The sequence below is a fragment of the Cryobacterium sp. N21 genome, from assembly GCF_002929575.1.
GTDB lineage: Bacteria > Actinomycetota > Actinomycetes > Actinomycetales > Microbacteriaceae > Cryobacterium > Cryobacterium flavum.
Genome location: NZ_PJJQ01000036.1, coordinates 141,255 through 164,218, shown reverse-complemented (window position 1 = coordinate 164,218; position 22,964 = coordinate 141,255). Strand labels below are relative to the sequence as shown.

18 protein-coding genes are annotated in these 22,964 nt (G+C 65.8%); 8 read left to right on the top strand and 10 right to left on the bottom strand.

Annotation, left to right across the window (positions count from 1 at the left end; all coding sequences use genetic code 11):
- Window positions 1-12: 12 nt before the first annotated feature.
- From CXY77_RS17445 to CXY77_RS17435, 3 genes are all read left to right on the top strand, one after another.
- On the top strand, window positions 13-1,272 hold the full coding sequence (locus tag CXY77_RS17445; RefSeq protein ID WP_104130605.1) for an MFS transporter: 1,260 nt from the start codon (window positions 13-15) through the stop codon (window positions 1,270-1,272).
- Window positions 1,273-1,302: 30 nt separating this feature from the next.
- Window positions 1,303-1,791: a DUF427 domain-containing protein gene (locus CXY77_RS17440; RefSeq protein ID WP_092339640.1), complete on the top strand. Its 489-nt coding sequence runs from the start codon at window positions 1,303-1,305 to the stop codon at window positions 1,789-1,791.
- 111 nt (window positions 1,792-1,902) lie between these two features.
- Window positions 1,903-2,220: a DUF6457 domain-containing protein gene (locus CXY77_RS17435; protein WP_092339639.1), complete on the top strand. Its 318-nt coding sequence runs from the start codon at window positions 1,903-1,905 to the stop codon at window positions 2,218-2,220.
- Between the two features lie 18 nt (window positions 2,221-2,238).
- Here the strand turns inward: CXY77_RS17435 and CXY77_RS17430 are convergent, their stop codons facing one another.
- Window positions 2,239-4,536 (bottom strand): FdhF/YdeP family oxidoreductase, encoded by a 2,298-nt coding sequence (locus CXY77_RS17430; RefSeq protein ID WP_104130604.1) that lies wholly within the window; start codon window positions 4,534-4,536, stop codon window positions 2,239-2,241.
- Window positions 4,537-4,689: 153 nt separating this feature from the next.
- Between CXY77_RS17430 and CXY77_RS20370 the strand changes: the two genes are divergently transcribed.
- Together CXY77_RS20370 and CXY77_RS17425 are read left to right on the top strand one after the other, a co-directional pair.
- Window positions 4,690-4,854 carry a hypothetical protein gene (locus CXY77_RS20370; protein ID WP_092339637.1) on the top strand — a complete coding sequence of 55 codons (165 nt, stop codon included), beginning with the start codon at window positions 4,690-4,692 and terminating at the stop codon, window positions 4,852-4,854.
- A gap of 190 nt (window positions 4,855-5,044) precedes the next feature.
- Entirely contained in the window at window positions 5,045-5,512 is a 468-nt protein-coding gene (locus CXY77_RS17425) for a hypothetical protein (protein WP_092339636.1), read from the top strand.
- Here the strand turns inward: CXY77_RS17425 and CXY77_RS17420 are convergent.
- The 8 genes from CXY77_RS17420 to CXY77_RS17375 form a co-directional block, all read right to left on the bottom strand.
- A complete protein-coding gene (locus tag CXY77_RS17420; protein ID WP_104130603.1) occupies window positions 5,499-6,116 on the bottom strand; it encodes a hypothetical protein in 618 nt (205 codons plus the stop codon). The two genes, CXY77_RS17425 and CXY77_RS17420, sit on opposite strands and share 14 nt — an antisense overlap.
- 151 nt (window positions 6,117-6,267) lie before the next feature.
- Window positions 6,268-6,744, bottom strand: coding sequence for a DUF2231 domain-containing protein (locus CXY77_RS17415; protein ID WP_104130602.1), 477 nt, complete (start codon window positions 6,742-6,744; stop codon window positions 6,268-6,270).
- A 173-nt stretch (window positions 6,745-6,917) separates the two neighbouring features.
- Entirely contained in the window at window positions 6,918-10,286 is a 3,369-nt protein-coding gene (locus CXY77_RS20935) for an ATP-binding protein (protein WP_104130601.1), read from the bottom strand.
- Entirely contained in the window at window positions 10,283-10,990 is a 708-nt protein-coding gene (locus CXY77_RS17405) for a DUF4194 domain-containing protein (RefSeq protein ID WP_092339632.1), read from the bottom strand. The genes CXY77_RS20935 and CXY77_RS17405 overlap by 4 nt, the downstream gene beginning before the upstream one ends.
- On the bottom strand, window positions 10,983-12,518 hold the full coding sequence (locus CXY77_RS17400; protein ID WP_158252871.1) for a DUF3375 family protein: 1,536 nt from the start codon (window positions 12,516-12,518) through the stop codon (window positions 10,983-10,985). Before CXY77_RS17400 ends, CXY77_RS17405 begins: the two co-directional genes overlap by 8 nt.
- A 57-nt stretch (window positions 12,519-12,575) precedes the next feature.
- Window positions 12,576-14,684: a prolyl oligopeptidase family serine peptidase gene (locus CXY77_RS17395; RefSeq protein WP_104130599.1), complete on the bottom strand. Its 2,109-nt coding sequence runs from the start codon at window positions 14,682-14,684 to the stop codon at window positions 12,576-12,578.
- A 138-nt stretch (window positions 14,685-14,822) separates the two neighbouring features.
- Complete coding sequence (locus tag CXY77_RS17390; RefSeq protein WP_199181944.1) at window positions 14,823-17,066, bottom strand: UvrD-helicase domain-containing protein; 2,244 nt, start codon at window positions 17,064-17,066, stop codon at window positions 14,823-14,825.
- 823 nt (window positions 17,067-17,889) lie between these two features.
- Complete coding sequence (locus tag CXY77_RS17375; RefSeq protein WP_233197496.1) at window positions 17,890-18,363, bottom strand: MarR family winged helix-turn-helix transcriptional regulator; 474 nt, start codon at window positions 18,361-18,363, stop codon at window positions 17,890-17,892.
- 58 nt (window positions 18,364-18,421) lie between these two features.
- Between CXY77_RS17375 and CXY77_RS17370 the strand changes: the two genes are divergently transcribed.
- Window positions 18,422-19,231 carry a tryptophan-rich sensory protein gene (locus CXY77_RS17370; RefSeq protein WP_092339626.1) on the top strand — a complete coding sequence of 270 codons (810 nt, stop codon included), beginning with the start codon at window positions 18,422-18,424 and terminating at the stop codon, window positions 19,229-19,231.
- The gene (locus CXY77_RS17365; RefSeq protein WP_104130597.1) at window positions 19,228-20,886 is read left to right on the top strand and encodes an MFS transporter; all 1,659 of its coding nucleotides are present in this window, start codon (window positions 19,228-19,230) and stop codon (window positions 20,884-20,886) included. Before CXY77_RS17370 ends, CXY77_RS17365 begins: the two co-directional genes overlap by 4 nt.
- Window positions 20,887-21,045: 159 nt before the next feature.
- Here CXY77_RS17365 and CXY77_RS17360 read toward each other — a convergent pair whose 3' ends face one another.
- Window positions 21,046-21,669 (bottom strand): Pr6Pr family membrane protein, encoded by a 624-nt coding sequence (locus tag CXY77_RS17360; protein WP_104090569.1) that lies wholly within the window; start codon window positions 21,667-21,669, stop codon window positions 21,046-21,048.
- Between the two features lie 210 nt (window positions 21,670-21,879).
- Between CXY77_RS17360 and CXY77_RS17355 the strand changes: the two genes are divergently transcribed.
- Window positions 21,880-22,614 carry a phosphotransferase gene (locus CXY77_RS17355; RefSeq protein WP_104130596.1) on the top strand — a complete coding sequence of 245 codons (735 nt, stop codon included), beginning with the start codon at window positions 21,880-21,882 and terminating at the stop codon, window positions 22,612-22,614.
- Window positions 22,615-22,964 lie beyond the last annotated feature (350 nt).

The window sequence follows — 22,964 nt, the reverse complement described above, 5'->3', positions numbered from 1 at the left end:
GACCACCCGCAGATGACGCCGGCGCACCCGGGCCGGGCGGCGTCATCCGCGAGCTGGAACGGGCACTCGCACGGCAGCTCCGACTACCGCAAACTGCTCGCCGGACTGTTCTTCGCCGGCATCGCCACGTTCGCCCAGCTCTACTCGCCCCAGGCTGTGCTCGCCCAGATCGCCGGCGACGTGGGGGTCAGCGCAGCGGATGCCGCCCTCGTCATCTCCGCATCGACACTCGGCCTGGCCATCGGCGTGATTCCCTGGTCGCTCGTAGCCGACCGGCTCGGCCGGGTGCGGGCCATGTCGATCGCGGTGATCGCCGCCACGGTGTTCGGGCTGCTGGTGCCGTTCGCGCCCACCTTCTCGCTGTTGCTCACCGGCCGTTTCGTCGAAGGGTTGATGCTCGGCGGGGTGCCGGCGATCGCGATCGCCTACCTGAGCGAGGAGATCGAACCAAGGCACGCCGCCCGTGCGGCGGGCACCTACGTGGCCGGCACCTCGATCGGTGGACTGCTCGGGCGTCTCGTGGCCGGGCCGGTCACCGAACTGACCAACTGGCGAGTCGGCGTTTTCACCGTCGGCGTGCTCTGCGCGGTGTCGGCCATGCTGTTCATCAGTCTGATTCCGGCGCCTCGCGGTTTTGTGCCGCGCCGGGCACGCGAACGCGGCACGGATCTCAGCCTGGTCAGGCTACTCGGCGCCAACCTCAAGTCACCGCGCCTGCTCGCGCTCTATGCCCAGGGGTTTCTGCTGATGGGCGGGTTCGTTGCCCTCTACAACTACCTCGGTTTTCGCCTAGCCCACGACCCTTTCAACCTTCCACAAGCCCTGATCAGTCTCGTCTTCGTGGCCTACCTCGCCGGCACCTGGTCGTCGGCCCAGGCCGGCATCCTGGCTGCCCGATTCGGACGCTGGTCGATTCTGCTCGGCTCGCTCGCCTGCATGACAGTGGGCGTACTTCTAACCCTGTCGAGCGTGCTCGTGGTCGTTCTGCTCGGCCTCGTGCTGGCCACGGCCGGCTTCTTTGCCGCGCACGCCGTGGCCTCCGGGTGGACCGGCGCCGAGGCCATGGTCGGTCGCGCTCAGGCATCATCGCTGTACAACCTGTCCTACTACGCCGGATCGAGCCTGTTCGGCTGGCTGGGCGGCGTGTTCTTCGTGCAGTGGGGCTGGGGCGGCACGGTCGGCATGGTCGCCGGTCTCGCGGTGCTGGCCGCCGCGCTGACCGTGGTCGCCCTGCGTCCCCGAAACCTGCGCCCCCACAGAACTGACAGCTGACTTCGCAGGTTACCGTTCTAGCATCGGGTCATGAATGAGCGAGTGAAACGCGATCCCCTCCGCCCGGGCCAGGAATCCGTCTGGGACTACCCGCGACCGCCGCGCGTCGAACACACCGGTGAGCACGTCACGATCGAACTCGACGGCGTGACGATCGCCGACACAACCGACGTGGTGCGGGTGCTGGAAACCAGCCATCCCCCGGTGTACTACCTGCCGCGCACGGCGTTCGACCCTGGCCTGCTGCAACCCGCACCGGGCCACAGCTACTGCGAATACAAGGGCGTCGCCGGCTACCTCACCGTCGGTTCAAGCGCCCGGGCCGCCTGGTTCTATCCCACGCCGACCGCAGGCTTCGAAACGCTGGCGGACCGGGTGGCTATCTACCCGGGAGCCATGGCGCGCTGCACCGTTGACGGTGAAACCGTGCGCGCGCAGGAGGGTGACTACTACGGCGGCTGGATCACGGCAAAAATCGCCGGACCGTTCAAGGGGGCCGCGGGCACGATGGGTTGGTAACGCGCGGTCGGCACTATTTCGTTGCACAGAATTCTCCGGCGAGGGTACCCTCAGATCAGCTAAGCATCCGATGCATCCGACACGTGAGACCCGACAACTCAAGGAGCTGCTGTGACGCATAACGCCGTAGACGAAAAGATCCTCCAGCAGTGGACCCGCCGGCTCAGCCAGGCCCTGCAGATTCTGGACCTGGAACTGGACAACCACCTCATTCTCAACGTCGCCGATGAGGCTGCTCACGCTGTCAGCCCCATGGCCGCCCCGATCACCACCTTCGTCGTCGGCTACGCCGCAGGCCTCGCCGCAGCCAACTCGACGATAGCCTCGCAGTTAGCGATCGCCCGGGCAGCGGAGATCGTGCTCGACGTCTGCCGGCAGCCCGCGGAGGAGAACCCCGACGAGGCCGGCTGGGTCAATACTGCTCAGTAACCATGGGCACACTAGCTTTCACGACTGGGCAGCAGGCTCCAATCGAATGATGACGGCCTTCGACACCGGCGTGTTACTGCCGTCGGCAACGCTGTCGAGCGGCACCAGCACGTTCGCCTCCGGATAGTACGCGGCAGCGCAGCCGCGCGGCGTCGGGTAGGCGACCAGCCGGTAGCCGCGCAGCACCCGGTCGACGTTGTCGCTGAACTCGCTGTGCACGTCGACCAGGTCGCCGTCACTGAAGCCGAGATTGATCAGGTCTTTCTTGTTGATGAAGACCACGTGCCGACCCTTCTTGATGCCACGGTAGCGATCGTCCAGGCCGTAGATGGTGGTGTTGAACTGGTCGTGGCTGCGCAGCGTCTGCAGCACGAGACGCCCGGGCGGCACCTCGAGGTGCTCCAGCGTGTTCGTGGTCAGCATGGCCTTGCCGGTGGGAGTGTTGAAGGTGCGGGAGTCGCGCGGGCCGTTCGGCAGCACGAAACCGCCCTCCTGACGGATGCGCTCGTTGTAGTTTTCGCAGCCGCCCACGACGTGCGAGATATGCTCGCGAATCAGGTCGTAGTCGGCCTCGAAACCGGCCCAGTCCACCGCCACCTTGTCGCTGAGTACCGCCCGGGCCAGGCGCGAGATGATCGCGACCTCGGAGAGCAGGTTCGTCGAGACCGGCTTGAGCTTGCCCCAGGACGGATGCACCGCGCAGACCGAATCTTCGACCGAGACGAACTGCTCCCCAGTGGCCTGCTCGTCAATCTCGGTGCGGCCCATGGTCGGCAAAATCAGAGCCTCCTCGCCGGTCACGGCGTGCGACCGGTTGAGCTTGGTGGAAATCTGCACGCTCAGCTCCGTGCGCGCCATGGCAGCCTCGGCAATGCCGGTGTCGCTCATGGCTGCGACGAAATTGCCGCCAAGGCCCATCCACACCTTCATCTTTCCGTCCCGCATGGCGCGAACCCCGTCGACGGAGTCCACACCGTGCTTGCGCGGCGGATTGAAGCCGAACTCTTTTTCCAGTGCGTCGAGGAAGGCCGGCGGCATCTGCTCCCAGATGCCCATGGTGCGGTCGCCCTGCACGTTGCTGTGGCCGCGAATCGGCGAGGCGCCGGCACCGGGCTTGCCGATGTTGCCACGCAACAGCAGCAGGTTGATGATCTCCTTGATGGTCACGACGCCCTTTTTCTGCTGGGTGAGCCCCATCGCCCAGGTGATGATCACCCGATCGGCGCTGATATACCGCTTCGCCAGTTCATCGATTTGGGCCGCGCGCAGGCCCGTCGAGGCCAGCACCATCCGCTCGTCCAGCTGGGCGAGATGCTCGCGCAATTCGGCCAGTCCGTGACAGTGTTCATCGAGGAAGGCCTGGTCGAGCACGGTTCCGGGGCTGGCATCTTCGGCGTCGAGCACCCGTTTGGAGACGGCCTGCAGCAGCGCCATGTCACCGCCGATGCGGATCTGCAGAAACTGGTCGGCGATGTCGGTGCCGTGGCCGATGACCCCGCGCACTCGTTGTGGGTTCTTGTAGCGGCGAAGGCCCGCCTCGGGCAGCGGGTTGACCGCGACGATCTGGGCGCCAGCGTCCTTCGCCTCTTCGAGCGCGGTGAGCATGCGCGGGTGGTTGGTGCCGGGGTTCTGCCCCATGATGATGATCAGGTCGGACTTGGCGAAGTCGTCATAGCTGATCGTGCTCTTGCCGATACCGACGGTCTGACCCATGGCCCAGCCGGTGGACTCGTGACACATGTTGGAACAGTCGGGCAGATTGTTGGTGCCGTACGCGCGAGCGAACAGTTGGTAGGCGAACGCGGCCTCGTTGGAGGCGCGGCCGCTGGTATAGAACGCGGCCTGGTCGGGTGAGTCCAGGGCATTGAGCTTGGCGGAGATCACCCGAAAGGCTTCGGGCCAGCTGACCGGGCGGTAGTGGTCGCTGCCGGCCGGTTTGTAGACCGGTTCGACCAGCCGGCCCTGCATTCCGAGCCAGTATTCGCTCTTCTCACGCAGGTCGGCGAGCGAGTGCTCTGCCCAGAAGCTGGTCGGGATGGTGATCGGCGTCGCCTCCCAGGTGACCGCTTTGGCGCCGTTCTCGCAGAATTCGAAGGCCTTACGATGGTCAGGGTCTGGCCAAGCACAACTCATGCAGTCGAACCCGTCTTTCTGGTTCATCGACAGCAGCGCCCGCATGCCCCGCACAGCGCCCATCTGGGTGATCGCCGGCTCCATCGAGTGCAGCACGCCGGGTACGCCAGCGGCCCAGGATTTGGAGTGTGTGACCTCGATGTCGTCGTCGGTGACGTCGTTGATAGGAGGTTCACTACTCATGCTGCGCCGCTCTCGATCTGTTCAGCCGGCCACGTGGTCGATGCTCGAACGATACACCGACCGGGGCGGGAGCATCCGTTCGTCAGGTGTGAATTCTCTGTATACCCCCAAGGGTATAGTGTAGAGATACTTCCCCAACGAAAGGCACCCACCATGTGCAGAGCAGTCACCTGCAAGACCTGTCAGAAGACCACCTGGGCCGGCTGCGGCCAGCACGTCGACCAGGTTATGAAGGGCGTGCCCCGCAACCAGCGCTGCGAGGGACACGTGAAGGTGAAGTCCACCGGCGGCTTCTTCGCTCGCCTGATAGGTCGGTAGCCACCGGCTAACTGCTGAGGGTGATATCGGTGCACATGCTGTCTCCACGATTGCCAGATGCCTCGGGCACGGTCGACCCGATCGAAGCGCAACTCGTGGACGCGCGGGTTGGTTCCCGCATGACGTGACTGACCAACTTTACCTGCGTCGCCGTGGGCCGGTTGACGGTCGAACAATTACACTCAATGCAATGACCCCTTCTCAGCTTCTTGAAGCAGGCCCGCGCTCGCGTCGTTCGTGGCCACGACTGTTGGGCCAGCTGGCCCTCGGCACCCTACTCCTGCTGGCCGGAGTCAGCCATCTCACCTTCAATCGTGACGCTTTTCAGGCGCAGGTTCCCTCCTGGGTTCCCCTCGGCCCCGACCTCGTCGTTGTACTCTCCGGAATCGTCGAAATCGCCTTGGGACTCGCACTACTCGCGCTGCACCGTTGGCGCGTGGCTGTCGGCTGGACCGTGGCCGCGTTCTTTGTGGCCATCTTTCCCGGCAACATCTCGCAATTCGTCACGGCCACGGACTCGTTCGGGCTGAATTCGGATCTGTCGCGGGGCATCCGCCTCGCCTTTCAACCCCTGCTCGTACTGTGGGCACTGTGGGCCACCGGTGCCTGGCGCGACAGTCGGCACCGTGACTCGGGTGCGCCACCTAGGTCGAGCTAGTGATGGGGTGTGAACGCAACCACACACCCGAGGCGGGGTGAAACGGCAGCAGCAGGTGCAGGAGGAGCCCGGACAATGCCGTGACGGTGACCGCTCCAATGGCGCCGAAATTCGTGAACTGCGCCTCGACGTTGCCGCCGACCAGCGTCGTCACGGTCCAGCCAAGCGCCCACAGCGCGGCCATACCGAGGGCCCACAGCCAGCGTCCACGCGTGCGTGGCGGCAACCCCACGGCCTGCGCCGCGCCGAGCACGATCCCGGTGATCGCTCCCATCAGGGCCAGCTCGGCCAACGTTGTGCGATAGTTGACGACGGTCGAGCCGAGCAGCAGCCCGACGCCCATGCCGATCCCAGTCAAGGGAATCCAGATCAACGGATCGAGGCGACGCCGACTGACCAACACCTGACCGACTCCGATGACAACCCCACAGACCGCGCCGCCGATCAGGGCCGCGACGGGATTGCTGACCCGACCGCCCACCGCCGTGCCCGCCAGACCCGCGATCGGAAAAGCCAGGAACCCGACCAGCCAGATCAGCCAGGTGGAGAAAAAGGTGGGGTTACGAAAGCTGGGATTCCGACGGAGCCGCCGCGTGCTGGTCACGATTGCCTCCAGTCCTAAGCGCCGGTCGATGGGTGTGCTCCAGTCAGAAGAACGCATGACCGACACGCAGACATGTTACGCCTCGACCGGTGCACCCTGACAGCCGGAAGGCTCACCAGAGGTCGCCAAGGTAACTGGAGCCGGAACTGCGCTATTGGGCCGGAGTGCCCATGTCTTCGGACCACACGGCAGTCGCCCCGCTGTGACCGATCAAAATGGCCTGCACCACTGTGCCCGACGAAGCCCCAAGCGCAGCAACGGCGATGGCGATGGCGACCCACTTCGGCGCGCGGGTCGTGGGTGCCTTCTTGAGGTTCCACCAGAACAGCACGGCGGCGATGAGGACCATTCCGATCACCCAGGGCAGCAAGCCCTCGGCCAGGTCTGCGTGAGTATCGATGAGGGCGCTCTCGGAAACCCGCTCCTCCAGGGCTTCCCCCGATTCAGTCGACAACGGCACGAGTACGAGCGCGGCCAGGGTCAGCCCGAGCGGCAGCAGCTTGGCCCAGCGGCAAAAACGCGGCCAGACTGCTGCCAGAAGCAGGACCAGCGCTGCGATCGGAACCACGACCTCGGTCGCGTGCACGATGAGCGGATGCATGGGCAGTCCGAAAAAGGTGTCAAACATGATTATCCCCACAGGTAAATCGTCTCGGCGCAGGTTCTTCCGATTGAACGTGCGTCTCTACGTCGATGCTAGGGACGGCCTTCTGCCACCGCCACGAAGGACAGCCTGCGCTAAGTGGATGCGGCGGTCCGGCCGAGGGCGAAACACGCCACCGTCTATTCCCGCTATTCCAGCTAGGCCGCGGCTTGCGGCGACGCCAGCGGCGTGATGTAGGAGTAGCCGGTGGCCGTGTTCTTGGTGATCGACAGCACCAGCTGCATGTGCGGTTCCAGGGCGGTGACCTTGTCGAGCGGGGCTCCGATGATGAGCTGAAAGCCGAGGCCCTTCCACGCGGCCACGGCCCGGCCTGCGAATTCGGCGTCGGATTTGACAAATCCCTCGTCGAGGAATACCGGGGCGAAGCGCGGCCGGGTACGGCTCTCGTCGCCGAGCTGAAAGCGCAGGGCGGCGCCGACGACGAAGGCCACGAGTTCCTGCGACTCGCCGCCGCTCTTGCCGCCGAGCGACGAGTAGGTACTGACCCGGGCTCCCTCCGGTGTGACGCGCACGGCGGTGATCTCCACGTGCTGCCGAACGTCGAGCAGCAGGTCCCGCTGCGAAGGCGTCTCAGCGGTACCAGGGCGGATCAGGCTCATGAACTGCTGCAGCCGGGTGAATCGGTCTTCGGTCTCGTCATCGGTGAATTGCTCGGTCGCACCCGAGGAAAGCACCTTGAGCTCCTTGCGAAAGGCCGTCGCATCGTCCCGGTGCAGCCGCCGCAGCGCGATCTGCAACCGGTCGCGGGTCGCACCGAACGGCAGGGTCGCGAGAATCTCGTTGATCGGCCGCAGCCGGTCTTCGATTTCTTCGATCGCGGTGTTGAAGGCGCCGGTGAGCGGCACGAGGTCCTGGCCGCTCCACGCCGACAGCCGCCGCTTCCATTCCTGACGACGCTCGGAGAGGCCGAGGGTGCGGATGGCGTCGAGGATGTCGGTGTAGCTCGTGACCGATTCGAGCGCGACACCGATATTCGGGTCGGGCCAGCGGGCCTGGTAGGTCGAGAAGATGCCGATCATGGTGGCCCGGTCACGGGCTGCGCGGTCACGATCCTGCGCCGACTGGTCGATCAACCGCTCGCGCAGGCGCTTCAGGCCGCCAGGGAAACCGGCGAGGTCGTTCCGGTCGGTAACCAGCGCGAACTGTTCGTTCAGGTGTGCGGCGTGCTCCTCTGACAGGGTCAGGGCCTCGCCCCGTTCGATCTGCTCGAGTCGGTCGTTCACCGTGTCCTGCGCGTCGACGATGCTGCCCTGCTCCTCGCCCAGCACCGAACCGACCCCGTCGGTGGTGTGCTTGAGTTTCTGGGCAGCGTCGAGTTCGAGGGTGAGCCGGCCCTCTTCGTCGCTCAGGGCGCGCAGGATATCGCTGCCGGAGCGCATCCGCTCGTATTCGGACTTCTTATCGGCAATGCGCGCGGTGGCCGCAGCGACGTCGATCGACGACCAGTCCGTGTCGAGAATGTGCTGGTGAGCGGCCTGCTGTTCCCGCAGCTCACCCAGTTGCCCCGACACAGCGGATGCCCGCCCCGCGACAGCGTCGGCCGCCAGCCCCTGCGCGGCCAGCTCCACCGCAATGTCGTCCAGCCGGGCTCGGCTGGAAAACCCGATGATCGATTTCTGGCCGCTGTTCGCGCCATAGGCTCCGCGGGAACCGTTGCGGGTCTGCCCGCTCGGGGTCACCCGTGCACCCCCGCCACCCAGCTCGGACGGGTCGGCCACGCACAGAGCGTCGAGGTTCGACGAGCGAAGGCGCGTCTGAACCCAGCTGCTGAACGGGCAATCCTTCACGTCGAGCTTGCCCGACATGTACCGGGCGTCGCCGGCCACGGCCTCGTGCGGCTTCAGCGCCACCCCCTCAAAGTGGATGCGCAGCGGCAGCTGCAACGGGTCGATCGCCGCGCTCAGGTGCGCCAGCCGCGTCTCGTCAACGAGCAGCACGCGCACGACCGACGATAGAATCACCTCGGCGGCCTGCCGCCACGCTTCTTCACCGGCGGCGAGGTCGATGAGTTCGGCCACAAACGGCAACTCCTCGGCGCCAATGCCGGCAGCCTCGGCGATCAGCAGCCGAGCCTTGTCTAGCGACTGGGGCACGAGGCTTTCGCGCCCGGTCAAAAACGCCCGCTCCTGCTTGAGTGAGCGGATGCCCTCCTCCACCGGGTACGACTCGCGTTGTAGTGCCGAGCGGGTCGCCTCCAGGGCGGCCTCGGCGTCGGCGAAACCAGCGGCAAACCGGTCAGCGCCCTGCTGGGCGGCCGCGAAGCCGGCGGCGGAATCGATCGGCACGGCCAAAACCTTGACCCGGTCGTCGAAGCCGGCGCGCTCACGAGCCACGTCGTCGTGCTGGTTGCCGAGGTGCACGAGTTCGGTCTGCAGGCGTTCGAGCACGTCGCCGCCGTTGTCGCGCTGCTGCTGTTGCAGCTCGGCTAAGCGGGTCTTGAGCGCGGTCTCCGCGTCGCGGGCCTGAATCTGGGCGGACTGGTTGTCACGGCGGGCGGCCCGGTTGGTATCGGCGGCGGCCTCGAGCAGGGTCTGCTCGGTGAGCAGCTGCCAGAGCACGAACGGGGTGTCCCCGGCGCGGTGCACGCCAAAGGTGTCGACCAGGTCGGCCTTAGCGGTGGCCGTTTCGTAGGCCTGGTGCAGGTCGGGCAGGCGTTCGAGCACCTGGGCTTTCTGGGCCTCGGTGACCATGGCGCCGTAGGAGCGTTCGAGGTCTTCGAAGTGGTCGACCGCTTTGTCGGCGGCGGCAAAGGTCGCCGGCTCTTCGAGCACCATCGACTTGTAGAGTCCGTCGACCGTTTTCACCTGCTGGCCGGCCTGGATGCGGGCGAGCAGGCGCAGTGCTTTGCCACCCTCGCCGTTCGCGCCGATTCCGAGCCGGGTGTAAAGGGTCTGGGCGAACGCCGCATAGGTGTCGAACACGTCGAAGCCCTCGAAGCGGGCCTTGAGCACGCGCTTGTCGAACCGACTTTCGGCGCAGGAGGCGAGGTCGCGCAGGTCGAGGGATCCGTCTGTGGTGGCCATTTTCATGGTGACGTCGGCGAATTTGTGGGCGCCGCGCGGCACGAAGTAGGCCCGCAGCACGGTGAATCGGCGCTGGTTGTCGTCGATCAGGGTCAGTGCGATGGCGCCCCAGGTGGCCTCGTGTGCGCCGCGCAGCACCTGGTCGGTGAGCTCCCCGGTGGTGACTTCCCGGTTGGCGTCGGTCTTGCCGCGCAGGTAGGTCATCAGGTTGCGCTGGTCAACGCTGCGCGCGCGGCCGGAACCGGCGTCGTTCGAGGCACCGTTGAACGGGGTGTCCGAGGGCATCATCAGTGCCAGATAGGCGTCGAGCAGGCTGCTCTTTCCGGTTCCCGACGCACCGGAGACGAGCGTGGACTGCACCGCGAAATCTATCTCGTGATGGCCGTGAAAACCGCCCCAGTTCACCAGTTGCATCGATTCGGCCCGCCACTGGGTGGTGCCCTCGGTGGCACCGTCAATGTAGAACAGCGGGGAATCGTTCATACGAGCAGCTCCTGGTGCGAGGCGGTGAGCGATGGGTCGTCGTTGGTGGCGTCGCCGTTCTCTTCGCGCAACCAGTCGAGCAGTTCGCCGAGGCGTTCCACCGACAAAAGCACCTCGATCACCGCCGAAACGCGAAACCGGTCAGGGTCGCTGGTCTTCAGCAGCACCCGCGCCTTGGCGAGGCTGTCGACCGCGGCCGACGCCTTGCGGGCGTCGCCGGAGAGGTCGGTGGCGTAGTCCGGGCGAAAGTGCGCGACGTTCTCGACCAGGTTCTCCCGGTCGACGAGCACGATCTCCTGGCCGCCTGCCCGTTCGCTGCGAAACCGCTGGCGCAGCAGCACGAGCAGAATGGTCTCTTCGCGGGTGTACGCGACGTCGTGCAGCAGCGTGGGAAACCGTTCGCCGCCCTCGGCAACCGCCTGCCGCTTGAACGCGACCTCGTAGTGCAGGTCGACGTGCAGGTCTAGGAAAACGTCGTTGAGGCGCGACTTGAGCAGGCTCTGCGAGGCGAGCAGCGTCTGCCATTCGACCGGCTGCAGGGCCGCCGAGATGTAGCGGTGCTTCAGCAGCAACACAAGGGTGCGGCGCTGCTCCACGCTGAGTCCGCCCTCATCGCCCTCGAACAGCGACAGGCTCCGCGGGTCGCTGTCGATCCCGGTGTTTTCCAGGTCGCGCGCCAGGTCGTCCGACAATTCGTCATTCATGCTGGTATCCCAAATTCTGAGCGGCCAGGGCCGCCGTGTCGTCGTCGGTCAGAATACGGCGGGGCACGTCGAAGAGCCGCACCGAGCCATCCGGTCGCACCGTTTCGAAGCTTTCCAGGCCGGTCGAATCGGTTGTCTGGCTGAGCTGGGCGGCGAGCTGCAGCAGGCCGAGAATCTCCACCGGCCGGCGCAGACTCACGTCGAATCCGTTGAACAAGCCACCAACGGATGCCGCCTCCCCCGCACCGGAACCCGCGCCGGAACCCGCGCCGAAAGCCGCCACGAGAGCGTCACGCAGTTCTTCGAGCAGCGGACCGCCCTGCTGGCGCAGGTCACCGAGGCTCGGGGCTGCGGGCGCCGCGGCGGACACGTCGATCAGCGCCGGCGGGGCCCGATGGGCGACCGGATCGTAGAACCGCTCCCGCAGATGTTCGACGTCGAGGCTGCCGGGCATGAGCTCGGCGGTGACGGTAGAGCGGGGACCTGCGGTCTGCATCCAGGTCGCGAGTTCACGGTTGATGTCCCGCAGCACTCGTTCGAGCTCGCGGTCTTTCACGACGTCGTGGTTGACGATGTGCTCGCGCAGGGTGGTGGTGAGTCCCTTGCGCTGGGTGAGCACGTCGTCGATGCCCTTGCGCAGCAGCGTCACCGTGCTCATGAAGCTGCGACGTTCGGCAGAACTCAGTTCGAGGGCGAACGGATGCAGCAGAATCGTTTCGAGGTCGGCTTTCAGCCCCTGCATGAGAGTGTCGTTGCGCAGCAGGGTAAAGGCGCCCTCGAAGGCCCGACCCTCCGCGGTTGACGACATGAGGGCATCCGTTTTGGCGAGGTAGCCGTCGAGGACCTCGCTGATCGGGCGTTCCTCGCCGCGAAAGTCGCTGACGATCTGCCGGTGCATGGCCGCGACGGATTCTTCGACCCGTTTGAAGTCGCTCGGCAGCTGCTGAATGAGGTCGATGAGGTCGGCGTAGCCCTCGTGCATCTGCTCGTTCGAGGCGGCTGCAATGTCGCCGCCTCCGGCCAGGCGATCGCGCTCGCTGGTCAGCTCGTCGATCTGCTGGTCGAGGCGGCGCACCCGCTCTTCACGATCGGGGTTGGCCTCCGTGGCCCGGTGGCGCACCGTGTCGACGATAGTGCTGAGTCGGGATTCGCTGATCAGCGCCCGATCCCGGGCGAGACCGTCAACGAGCAGCAGGGCTTCGAGGGCGTGGCTGGTGAGCGAGTAGTGCTCCTGGTTGCCGTCAGCAGTGTCGCGCACTTCGCGGTACAGCCAGAGGTCGTTCATCCACTGCACGCACAGGGCCCGGCCGGTTTTCTCTGGGGCGTCGATGCCGATGCTGCGGAGGTCGGCGAGGTAGGCATCCACCTGGGTGTGCAGCAGTTCGCACGGCACGCTGCGTCGGTCCCGGCTGAACGAGCTCTTGAACACGGCGAGCACGAATGGCGCCCACTTGCGGTCGAGCAGGCGCAGGGTGGGTTTGTCGAAGGCTTCGCGCACCCGCGCCAATTCGCTCGCAATATCACTCAATAGCCGGTTCCTCTCCAGCTCTCCACTTTAACCGAAACTCCCGGCCGGGTCGTACGCTCAGCCGAGCAGGCGCGGCCGCTTCCAGTTGGCGCCGTGCACGTGCTGGTCGAGAAACGCGAACACGGTCTCGTACCAGATCACCGCGTGCTGCGGCTTCAACACCCAGTGGTTCTCATCGGGAAAGAAGAGGAACTTGTGCTGGGTACTGCCGTCGGCAGTGGCGTGGTGCTCGGCCAGTTCCGACCACAGCCGCAGGCTCTCGCCGATCGGCACCCGGTAGTCGTGGTCGCCGTGAATGACGAGCATCGGCGTGACAATGTCGCGCACCGCCTGGTGCGGCGAGTTGTCGATCATGCCCTGTGCCGAGAAGATGCTCTGCCAGTACTCGGAGTTATCAGTCGTACCGTTGAACTGGTCGAGCGACCACAGGCTCGCGTGGCTCACGATGGCGCGGAACCGCTCGGTGTGGCCGGCCACCCAGTTGGCCATGTAGCCGCCGAATGATCCGCCCATCGCCGCGGTCAGAGACTCATCGATCTCGGGGAGCGCTTCGGCGGCATCCGTAATCGCGAGCAGGTCGGTGTACGGCTTGGCACCCCAGGAGTTCCAGCCACGCGCGATGAAATCCAGGCCATAGCCGGTCGAGAGCGCCGGGTCGGGCAGCAGCACCGCGTAGCCGCGAGCCACGGCGAGCAGCGGGCTCCACCGCCAGCTCCACGCGTTCCAGCTGTTCAGCGGGCCGCCGTGAATCCAGAGCAACAGCGGTGCCGGATGCTGTATCGAGGCTCCCGCAGGCAGCAGCAGCCACGCGCGCACTCGCACTCCGTCCCCCGCCACGGTCTCCACCTCCGTGATCGTGCCCGGAACCACAGGCAGCGCGGCCGGGGTAGCGAGCGTGGTGATGACACCGGACCGGCTGATCCGCACCGGATGCGCCGGCGTGATCCACGAGGAACGCAACGCGACTATGGCGCCGGTCTGGGCGTCGACAGAGACATTGGTATAGCTGAAGTCGTCGGTCGTGAGCTGTTCGGGCGTGCCGCCATCGAGCGGCACCCGAAAGATCGGTCCGCGGCCGTCGTGGTCGGCGGTGACGATGAGGGCCTGGCTCGAGTCGGCCGGCGATTCTGCCGGCGAGTCGAAGACCAAGCTCGACGGCCAACGGTCCCACTCGGCGGCGAGGCGGCGCGGGTGGCCGCCGTCGAGGTCGGCGACCCAGATCTCCTGGTCGGCCGGGCCGTCCGGCGTACTGACGGCGGAACGTACGAAGGCGACCTGACGGCCGTCGATGCTCACGGTTGGCGATTCGAAGTCGACCTTCGGCTCGTCGAACAGGGTGGTCTGGGTGCCGGTCGCGACGTCGATGGACACCAGAACGTACCGGCCGGAGCGCTGCTCGGCCACCCGCAGCGCCACGATGAGCGTGGATCCGTCGGGGGTCAGGGCCTGGCCGGCGGTATCCATGGTGCGGCCGGGGGTGGGCGTGAGGTCTCGGGGACGTGGGAGGTCGGCGGGGTACGGGGCAGGGGCATCCGCTTCGCCGTTGATTGTGGGGGCCGCGATCGTGTCGTGCAGGTCGGCGAGGCTGACCGCGAGCAGGTGGGGTTCTGCGGGGCCGAGGTCGTGGTCCCAGAAGCGCACCGGATAGCTCTCGTGCAGAATGGCCGCGACCTTTTTCTCGGTGCGTTCCTTGCGGGCGGCGCCCTCAGCTTCGAGGTCGGCGGCGCTCGGTAGCAGGTCGGCCGCGATCACGAGGGACCGCGCGGCAGTCGCCACCGCTGCGATGCCGGACACTCCCCCGGTGAGCCGGGTGATCGCGCGGGCCTCGCCGCCGGCGGCGGGCAGCAGCCAGAGCTGGGCGGCCTCGGTGTCCTTCTCTGCAACGGCCGCGTCGGGCCGGCCGGAGACGAACAGCACATCACCGGCGGCCGTGAACGCCGCCTGCGATTCGCCCTTCGCCGACCGGGTCAGACGGGTGGGAACACCACTGCCGTCGGCGGCCACCGACCAGAGTGCGCGCTCATAGCTCGTCTGATCGCGGGTGAGGGTGGCGACGGTGAGCACGACGCGTTGTCCGTCGGGCGAGAGCGCGAGACCCTCCACGCGGGGCAGCGCGATGTAGTCGTCGAGGCTGGAAAAGGGTGTGGGCTGAGACTCCAATGTCATGCTTCCACGGTAGCCGACTGGGTAGGCGGCCCACGGCTCCCGCGTTACCCGTGGCTAATTCAGGAAATCCGTGCGGCCGGTGGCCCGGTCCCGCACTGCTCCGCGGGCAAGAAGCGCTACGCCCCACGGATTTCCTGATTAAGCCACGGAGGAAGTCTGTGTATCGCCCAGCGGCGCGTCCCCCACGAGGTACAGCCGCTGCGTGGCCCGGGTCATCGCTACGTAGAGTGCGCCGGCGCCACGCTCGGAGGCCGCGAGAATGGCCGCCGGGTCGACGACGATCACCGCGTCGAACTCCAGCCCCTTCGCGTCTCGCGGCGTGAGCAGCGCAATCTCCCGGCTCAGGCCGAGTGCTCCGACGCCGAGCAGATCGCCGAATTCGGCGCGCAGGGTGGCTTCGAGCTCATCGATCCCGGCGTCGACGACGATCACGGCGAGGGTGCCACCTGCGCCGAGCGCGCGGTCGCTGCGGACCGCCACCGCGGCATCCGCTACCGTTTCGACCGGCCACTCACTCGACCGCACCGTGCGCGACGGCGTGATCGACAGACCGTGTGAGAGCGCCACCGTTTCGGCCGCCGTGGCGATCTGGCTGGGGGTGCGGTAGTTCACGGTGAGCTCTTCGAGTCGCCAACGGTCCGCTTCGGGCGAGCCGTCGAGCACCGGCTGCAACGCTTCTTTCCAGGTAGCGGATGCCGCGGCGCTGGCCGCCTGCGCAATGTCACCCACGATCGTGAACGACCGGCGCGGACCACGCCGCAGCACCAGGCGCCACTGCATCGGCGACAATTCCTGAGCCTCGTCGATGACGACGTGGCCGTAGGTCCAGCTGCGATCCCGGGCGGCGCGCTCACTCGTCGTCGAGCGCTCATCGAGTTCACCGGCTCGGGCGGCGAGGTCTTTTGCGTTGACCAAGCCCTTCACCTGCATGTTCTCGATGGCCGTCTCGGCGTTCTCCACATCGCGCCCCCGTTGTTCCTTGAGCGCGCGCTTCTTGGCCTGGTCCACCGCGTTGTACTCACCGAGCAGTTCGGCGGCTTCGTCGAGCAGCGGAATGTCGGCGATCGTGAACTCGGCGTCGCGCGGGCGTGCCAGCAGCTTGCGCTGGGCGAAACGCCAGCGGGGGGTGAGTTCCTCCAGCCATTGCGGCCGCGCATAGAGATCCTGCAGCAGTTTCTCCGGGGTCAGCGGCAGCCAGGCGGTGTTCAGTGCGACCCGCACATCGTCGGCCAGGCGCAGGTCATCGCGCAGCATCGGCAGGTCGGTGTCGTCCATCGACCGGCCCTGCTTCTGCAGCTGCTCGAGCCAGACCCGAGAGAGCGCGTTAATGGCGGTCTTCACGAACGTCACGCGGGCCTCGTTGTGAGTCTTATTGGTGCCGCGGGCACGCGCGATCGCGTGGGCCACGAGTTCGGGCTGCAGCACGATGCGATCACCGTTCACGACCAGCACCTGCGGTGCGGCAGGGGTGCGTTGCCGGGAATGCACAGCCCGCGCGATGAGGTCGGCCATGAAGGTCTGGCCTTTGAGGGCCGCGACGGCGGGGGCATCCGTTTTGGTCGCTTCGATGCCGGGGAAAAGCTGGCCGACGGTGTTGAGCACGACGCCGGTCTCGCCGAGCGAGGGCAGCACGGCCTCGATGTACTGCAGGAACGACGGTGTCGGGCCGATGATGAGCACACCGCTGTCCCGCAGGCGATCCCGGTGCGTGTAAAGCAGGTAGGCGGCGCGGTGCAGTGCCACGGCGGTCTTGCCGGTGCCCGGGCCACCCTGCACGACCAGAACACCGGCCAGCTCAGAGCGGATGATGCGGTCCTGCTCCGCCTGAATGGTCGAGACGATGTCGGACATGTGCCCGGTGCGCTGCGCGGTGAGGGCGGCGAGCAGGGCGCCTTCGCCCTGGTGCGCGCTCGCCGAAGGATCAGCGAGCAGGGCGGCATCGAGGATCTCATCTTCGATGCGGATGATGCTGCGCCCCTTGGACAGCAGGTGGCGGCGAGCCCGGGTGCCGAGCGGTGTGGCGGCGGTGGCTTGGTAGAACGCGCTCGCCTGCGGCACCCGCCAGTCCAGCAACAAAGGTTTGTGGTCTTCATCGCGCAGGCCGACCCGGCCGATGTAGCGGTAGACCGACTCGCCGGAGTCGTCGGGCATGGTTTCGAGTCGGCCGAAGGCGAGCCGGTCGTCGACCTCGCGCAGTTGCACGATGCGGTCCTCGTAGAGGCGGGCAAAGGTGTCGCGTTCGCTGCGCGATTGGTGGTTGCCACCGACATCGAGGCGGCGCACCGCTTTCAGCTGACCTTCGGCCTCTTTCGCCAGCGCGTCCAGCCGCGCATACAGGCCCTGGACAAAGTTCTGTTCCCGAACAAGCTCCTGGTCGATCACGAACACCCCTTAAACCGAAGTGTTTAGTTTAGTCGCGGTCAGTGTGGGCCTTGCTGTGTATATCGAGCCGCTCGGCAAGGCCGGGACGGCCACGCTTCACACTTGCGCAAAAGGAAAGTCAGCTCGGGGGACGGGACCTCGTGCGGGTTGCTTTCGGCTCCCGCGCATTTGCGTGCACGAGGCAGCCGTCATCTTCTTGTCACGGGCGCCACGCTCACCGCGACCCCGACCGGGTGTCGTTCGTTGCCGCACTCCGAATCGCCCGCCGCTCCGTGGCACAGGGCGTTTTTTCCCCCTCCGCAACCTGACCACGCCACAGCGGTCTGGCGTCATGCGGTTCGCGCCCTTGTCCGGAGGCTGAACCCCGCCCGCCGACGACGATCAAACACTCGCGTCATCAAACGCAAGGTCTCGAAATGGCCCGCCAAACGCTTCCACCACGCCCACTGGCCACAACCCATTCACGAGCCAGAAATCACCATTCAGGTGCTTAACTGAACGGTATTGCGGCTAAGGGGTTCGCAATGAACGCGAAAAACCGACGCTTCGGCAATCTTGCGCTGGTAGACCACCATAACCACCGTGTACGCGACCACCAGGCACCAGACGAGTGCGACAGTCGCGCGGCTGGCCGGCAAATGCATGGGTATTGGGCAAGATCAGCCCAGGCAGTGAGCAGCGATGTGCGGCATCGCGACCCGGTAGGACAAGCGCGCCGTCATCCACCGCGGCGGAGTCCTCATCCGGGCCATCACGATCTGATTGAAGCCGTTAGGAGACACGCCCGCGGGGTGCCCCGCTTGCCAGGTGTCGTACGGCCGGGTTACCAGCGGCGGGCTGAGGAGGCAGAGATGATCGTGAGCAGTGCGTCACGCATCGCGTCCGCGTTCTCGAGCTCGGGAAAGAGGTCGGCCTCGAGCGTGCGGGACTGCTCCCAGACGGCGGTGCCGGCATCCGTTCTGACCACGGAGTGTCGCCGGGCGTCGTGCTCGTCCCGGGTTCGCACCACGTAGCCCTCGCGCTCGAGTCGTTCGAGGGTGCGGGACATGGTCTGCGTCTGCACGCGGGCGGCATGAGCGAGTTCGGTCTGGCTGAGCGGCCCCGAGCCGAGCAGGTGCAGTGCGACCATGCCGGCGTGGGTAAGTCCCAGCTGGTCCAGCGCCTCCACCCAGGCGTGTTCGACCAGCCGCGCGGCGGTCGAAAGCAGGCGTCCGGTCGGCCAGCAGGCCATGGACTCCTGCACTGGCGCCGGTCTCGGCTTCTGGTCCGCCGGGGGTTTCGGATCAGGTGTGGTCATGCCCCCTAATCTAGTGCTAGCGTCAACTAATCAGCTAGCTGATTACTAGGAGACTGAGATGAAACTGAGCAACGATCGTCTGCGCCAGACCGTGGTGCTGGTCAGTGCGATCCTGGCCATCGTGGGATCGTTCATCGGTTCGGGCGCCGCCGGCGGAACCCCGATCCAGAACGCGTCGGGCGGGGCCCTGGCCGCCGACGCGACCCCGATCGCCCCCGACGGCCCGGCATTCGGCATCTGGACGCCGATCTACCTCGGCCTGATCGCCTACGCTATCTGGCAGTTCCTGCCTGCGCAGACAACGGATGCCCGGCAGCGCACCCTCGGCTACCCGGTCGCCGCGTCGCTGGTCCTGAACGCGGCTTGGATCCTCAGCATCCAGTTCGACCTGCTCGCACTCAGCGTCCCCGTGATCGTGCTGCTTCTGGCCGTGCTTATCCGGGCGTTCCTGCTCACCCTCGCCTCGCGGCCGAAGAACCTGGTCGAGACGATCGTCGCCGACGGCACGATCGGCCTGTACCTGGGCTGGGTCAGCATCGCTACCGCGGCGAACGTGACGGCCGTGCTCGTCGCCGCCGGCTTCGGCGGCTTCGGTATCAGCCCGGACGTCTGGGCAGTCGCGGTGATCGCGGTGGCCGGTCTGGTCGGCGTGCTGATCGCCCTCTCCGGACGTGGCCGGCTCGCCCCCTCCGCATCCCTCTGCTGGGGACTCGCCTGGATCGCCGTCGCCCGCCTCACTGGCACTCTTCTTTCCACCCCGGCCGCGATCGCGGCCCTCGTCGCGGTGGTCGTCATTCTCACGGTCACCGTCACCATTCGCATCCGAAGCTCCTCTTCCACGTCAACGCGAGGATTGGTACCCGCATGACCAGCACCGCCCCCACCGCACCCTCGGCCCGCCGTCGCTGGGCCGGCCTCGTCTTCATCAGCATCGCGGTCGCCCTGATCATCGTCGACTCCACGATCATCAACGTTGCCATTCCCTCGATCGTGGAAGACCTGGGCATCACGTCGACCCAGGTGCAGTGGGTGCAGGAGAGCTACACGCTCGTCTTCGCCGCGCTCCTGCTTGTGTTCGGCACGCTCGCTGACCGCTTCGGGCGCCGCCGCATCCTGGTGCTCGGCGTGATCGTCTTCGCCACGGCATCCGTCTTCGCCGCGTTCTCCCAGTCGGGTGACCTGCTGATCCTGTCCCGGCTGATCCAGGGTGTCGGCGGCGCGATGGTGCTGCCGACCACCCTGTCGATCATCAACGCCACGTTCCGTGGCCGGGACCGCGGCATCGCGTTCGCGATCTGGGGCTCGACCATCGGCGGCATGGTGGCCGTCGGCCCGCTGCTCGGCGGCTGGCTCACCACCTACTTCTCCTGGCGCTGGGCGTTCGGCATCAACGTGCCCCTCGGCATCGTCATCATCATCGGCGTGCTGGTCTTCGTGGTCGAATCCCGGGATGCCGGGGAGCCCCGCCGCGTCGACGTGGTCGGTGCCATCCTCTCGGTCATCACCAGCGCCTCGCTCGTCTTCGGGTTGATCGAGGGCCGTACCTACGGCTGGTGGCTCACCAACAACGCCCCGACTTTCGGCGACTGGACCTGGCCGTACTCCTGGTCGATCATCCCGTTCGTCTTCCTGCTCACCATCGTTTCCGGGATCGCCTTCGTCGCCTGGGGGCGCTACCGGCAGCGGGCCGGGCAGACCACCCTGCTCGCCTTCTCCCTGTTCGCGATCCCCTCGTTCCGCAACGGCAATATCGCCGCCATGATCGTGTCGCTCGGCGAATTCGGCATCATCCTCTCGCTGCCGCTCTGGTTGCAGAACGTGCTCGGCTATGACGCCCTGCAGACCGGTTTCGTGCTGCTCGCCCTCGCGCTGGGCTCGTTCGTGGCCAGCGGGCTGTCGGGCGCGTTCGGAAACAAGACCTCGCCGGAGACGATCGTGCGCATGGGCATCGTCGCGGAGATCATCGGTGTCACCGGGCTCGGGATTGTCATTACCGCGGAAGCCACCTGGCTGGTGGTCGTGCCGTTCCTGTTCGTCTACGGGATCGGCGTCGGCCTGGCCACCGCGCAGCTGACCGGCGTGGTGCTCAAGGACGTCCCTGTGGCGCAGAGCGGCCAGGGCTCCGGCACCTCCAGCACCGCCCGGCAGATCGGGTCCGCGCTCGGAATCGCGGTTCTCGGCACTGTGCTGTTCACCGCGGTCGGCGCATCGCTCGACGCGAAGTTGTCCTCCGTGCCGGGCCTGCCGACCCAGACCCAGACGCAAATCGTCGACGCGGTCGTGAACAGTGCCGGCTCCGCGATCCCGGCTCTCGAGGCGCAGAGCCCGGCTGTAGCGGATGCCGCGCGGGAGGCCTTCAGCGACGGCACCCGGTACTCGGCCTTCGCCGCTGCCGGGTTCCTCGTGCTCGGCTTCCTGGCGACGCTGCGGCTCTCGGGAACGGCGCCGCACCATGAGCAGAGCGAAGAGGAAGCTGCCGGCGAGAGCGTCACCGCGGCCCAGACGTCGGGAGAGCCGATCTAAGGCGTACCTCCTAAGGCCTGGTGAGGGTTTAAGCAGAATTTGCACCTGCCTCGATTGCCGTGCTGTCTGACTCTGAGTGGTCTCGGATTGACTCGCGCTGAAGTGGCACGTAAACCCGCGAAGGAAGTGCAACCTAGTTTTTACCGTCTATCTGGGCTCTTATTTTTGAATGACTGGGTGCAGCCCAAATTCCGAGAAACGGGTTTCGGGCCCATCCCCAGGTGTTAAATTGCGCACGACATGCAATCGACTGGTGAGCCAGATAATCGAAGCGAAAACGACCGTTGCGACAGCAATGGCCAGAGCGTAGAGCCCGACGACGCCGTAGCCCTGTGCCGGATCTAGGAATGGGTAGGGTACCCATCCGTCGGTCGCCCCACGGATAGTGACGACGATGATCCACACGATTGGGTAGACAAGCGCGACCCATATCTTGTTCAGCGGCAGGGCACTGCGGTCGCTGAAGATCACCCAATCAAGCGCGGCATAGAGGGGCAGGACTATGTGTAACACGGAGTTAGCCCACGCGAGGGACACGCCACCTTCAAGTCCGGCCAACAACACGTTGTACACGACGCCAGTGATGACAATGTAAGTTGTTGCACATCCTCGCGCCAACATCAACGACCGCGACTGGCGTCGTCCGGAGAGGGACACGACCGCGGCCACCAGCAGCACAACAACCAGAATAATGTTGCTTTGCATGGTGAAAAACCCGAAGAAGTTGAACGGGTTAATCGTCGCCCGCGTGGCCGTGTCGAAAAATGTCGACAGAATCGCCACAGTGCCCAGTATCGCGACAGATAGTCGGACTGCAGCTACGAAATATTTCACGGTCCGCCTTTGATTAGTGGTGCCAGTCTCGGGTAATGCGTCACCCGCACAAATTTTATGGGCCCAACCTGTTTTTATGTGGAAGATTCCACGCCATGGAATCTGACACCCCCGATACCGGGAAAACGGCCAGCGTTTGCTCCCACTTAGGGCAGGGAAATGCTGTCCTACCTCCCGGGAACCGTCGGCAACTACCCATTGCCAGGCTGGATGTGGTCGCCGACGATCCTGCACGAGGCTGGATCTTTGCTCCGACGGATTCATGGCGCCGACGTGCCACTCGCGCACCTGGCCGCCACGTGGCAGCTTCCGGCGCACGAGCCAATCGAGGCGGCGTGCCTGAACGACGTCGCTCCCTACAATATGGTCTTCCAAGACGGGCACCTCACGGGTCTTATCGATGTCGACATGGCTTCCCCTGGGCCTCGGATTTGGGATCTTGCGTACCTCGCTTATCGGCTCGTACCGCTCGGCGAGTACGCAGACCGTGACGTTCCGGGAGAGGATGCTCGCCCCGGTCGGCTCGATGCCCTAATTCGCTCCTACGGCTATGACTTCGACCAGGACCGTGACGCCCTGCTCGCGCAGGACGCCACACGTCAACTCGACTCCATGGCCGTTCGCCTTCATCTGGACGATGAAAGCGACTATGGACGGTTGCGAGGGTCGAGCTCCCTCGCTAAGAAAGACGCCGCTGCTTTGAGGATGTCGTTCGTCTCGCGCAGGTCACGGTTTTCGCGCTTGAGGCGTTTGATTTCCTCGAGCTCCTCGCTCGTGGGCCCGGTGCGTTCGCCGGCGTTGGCCTGTGCCTGGGATGACCCACTTTGGGAGCGTCTCGGCGCCGATGTTGAGCTTGGGGCTAGGTCGCGGCACGCGGCCCACATTGACGGGTAATCCTTCAAACGATCAAGAGTCATACGGACCGCTCGTTCGCGAACCTCTGTTGGGTGTTTCTTGGGCATATCCGAATCCTTTCACCAGAAAGAAAGCGGCAGGAAATCAGGGACGGTTCATCCTGCTTCCCGCCGGACTCTTAGACGGGGTGTTATCAGGCACCGCGCATGTGCTCTTGCTCTTGCTCTTGCTCTTGCTCTTGCTCTTGCTCTTGCTCTTGCTCTTGCTCTTGCTCTTAGCCCGATTTGGTCATACGCCCGATGGTCAACCAAAGCAGATTTTCTGATTGTCGGCCCGGGCTGCACCGCCGAAGGTCTTGAGAATAGGTAGTGCGACTGTCCGTCCCGTAG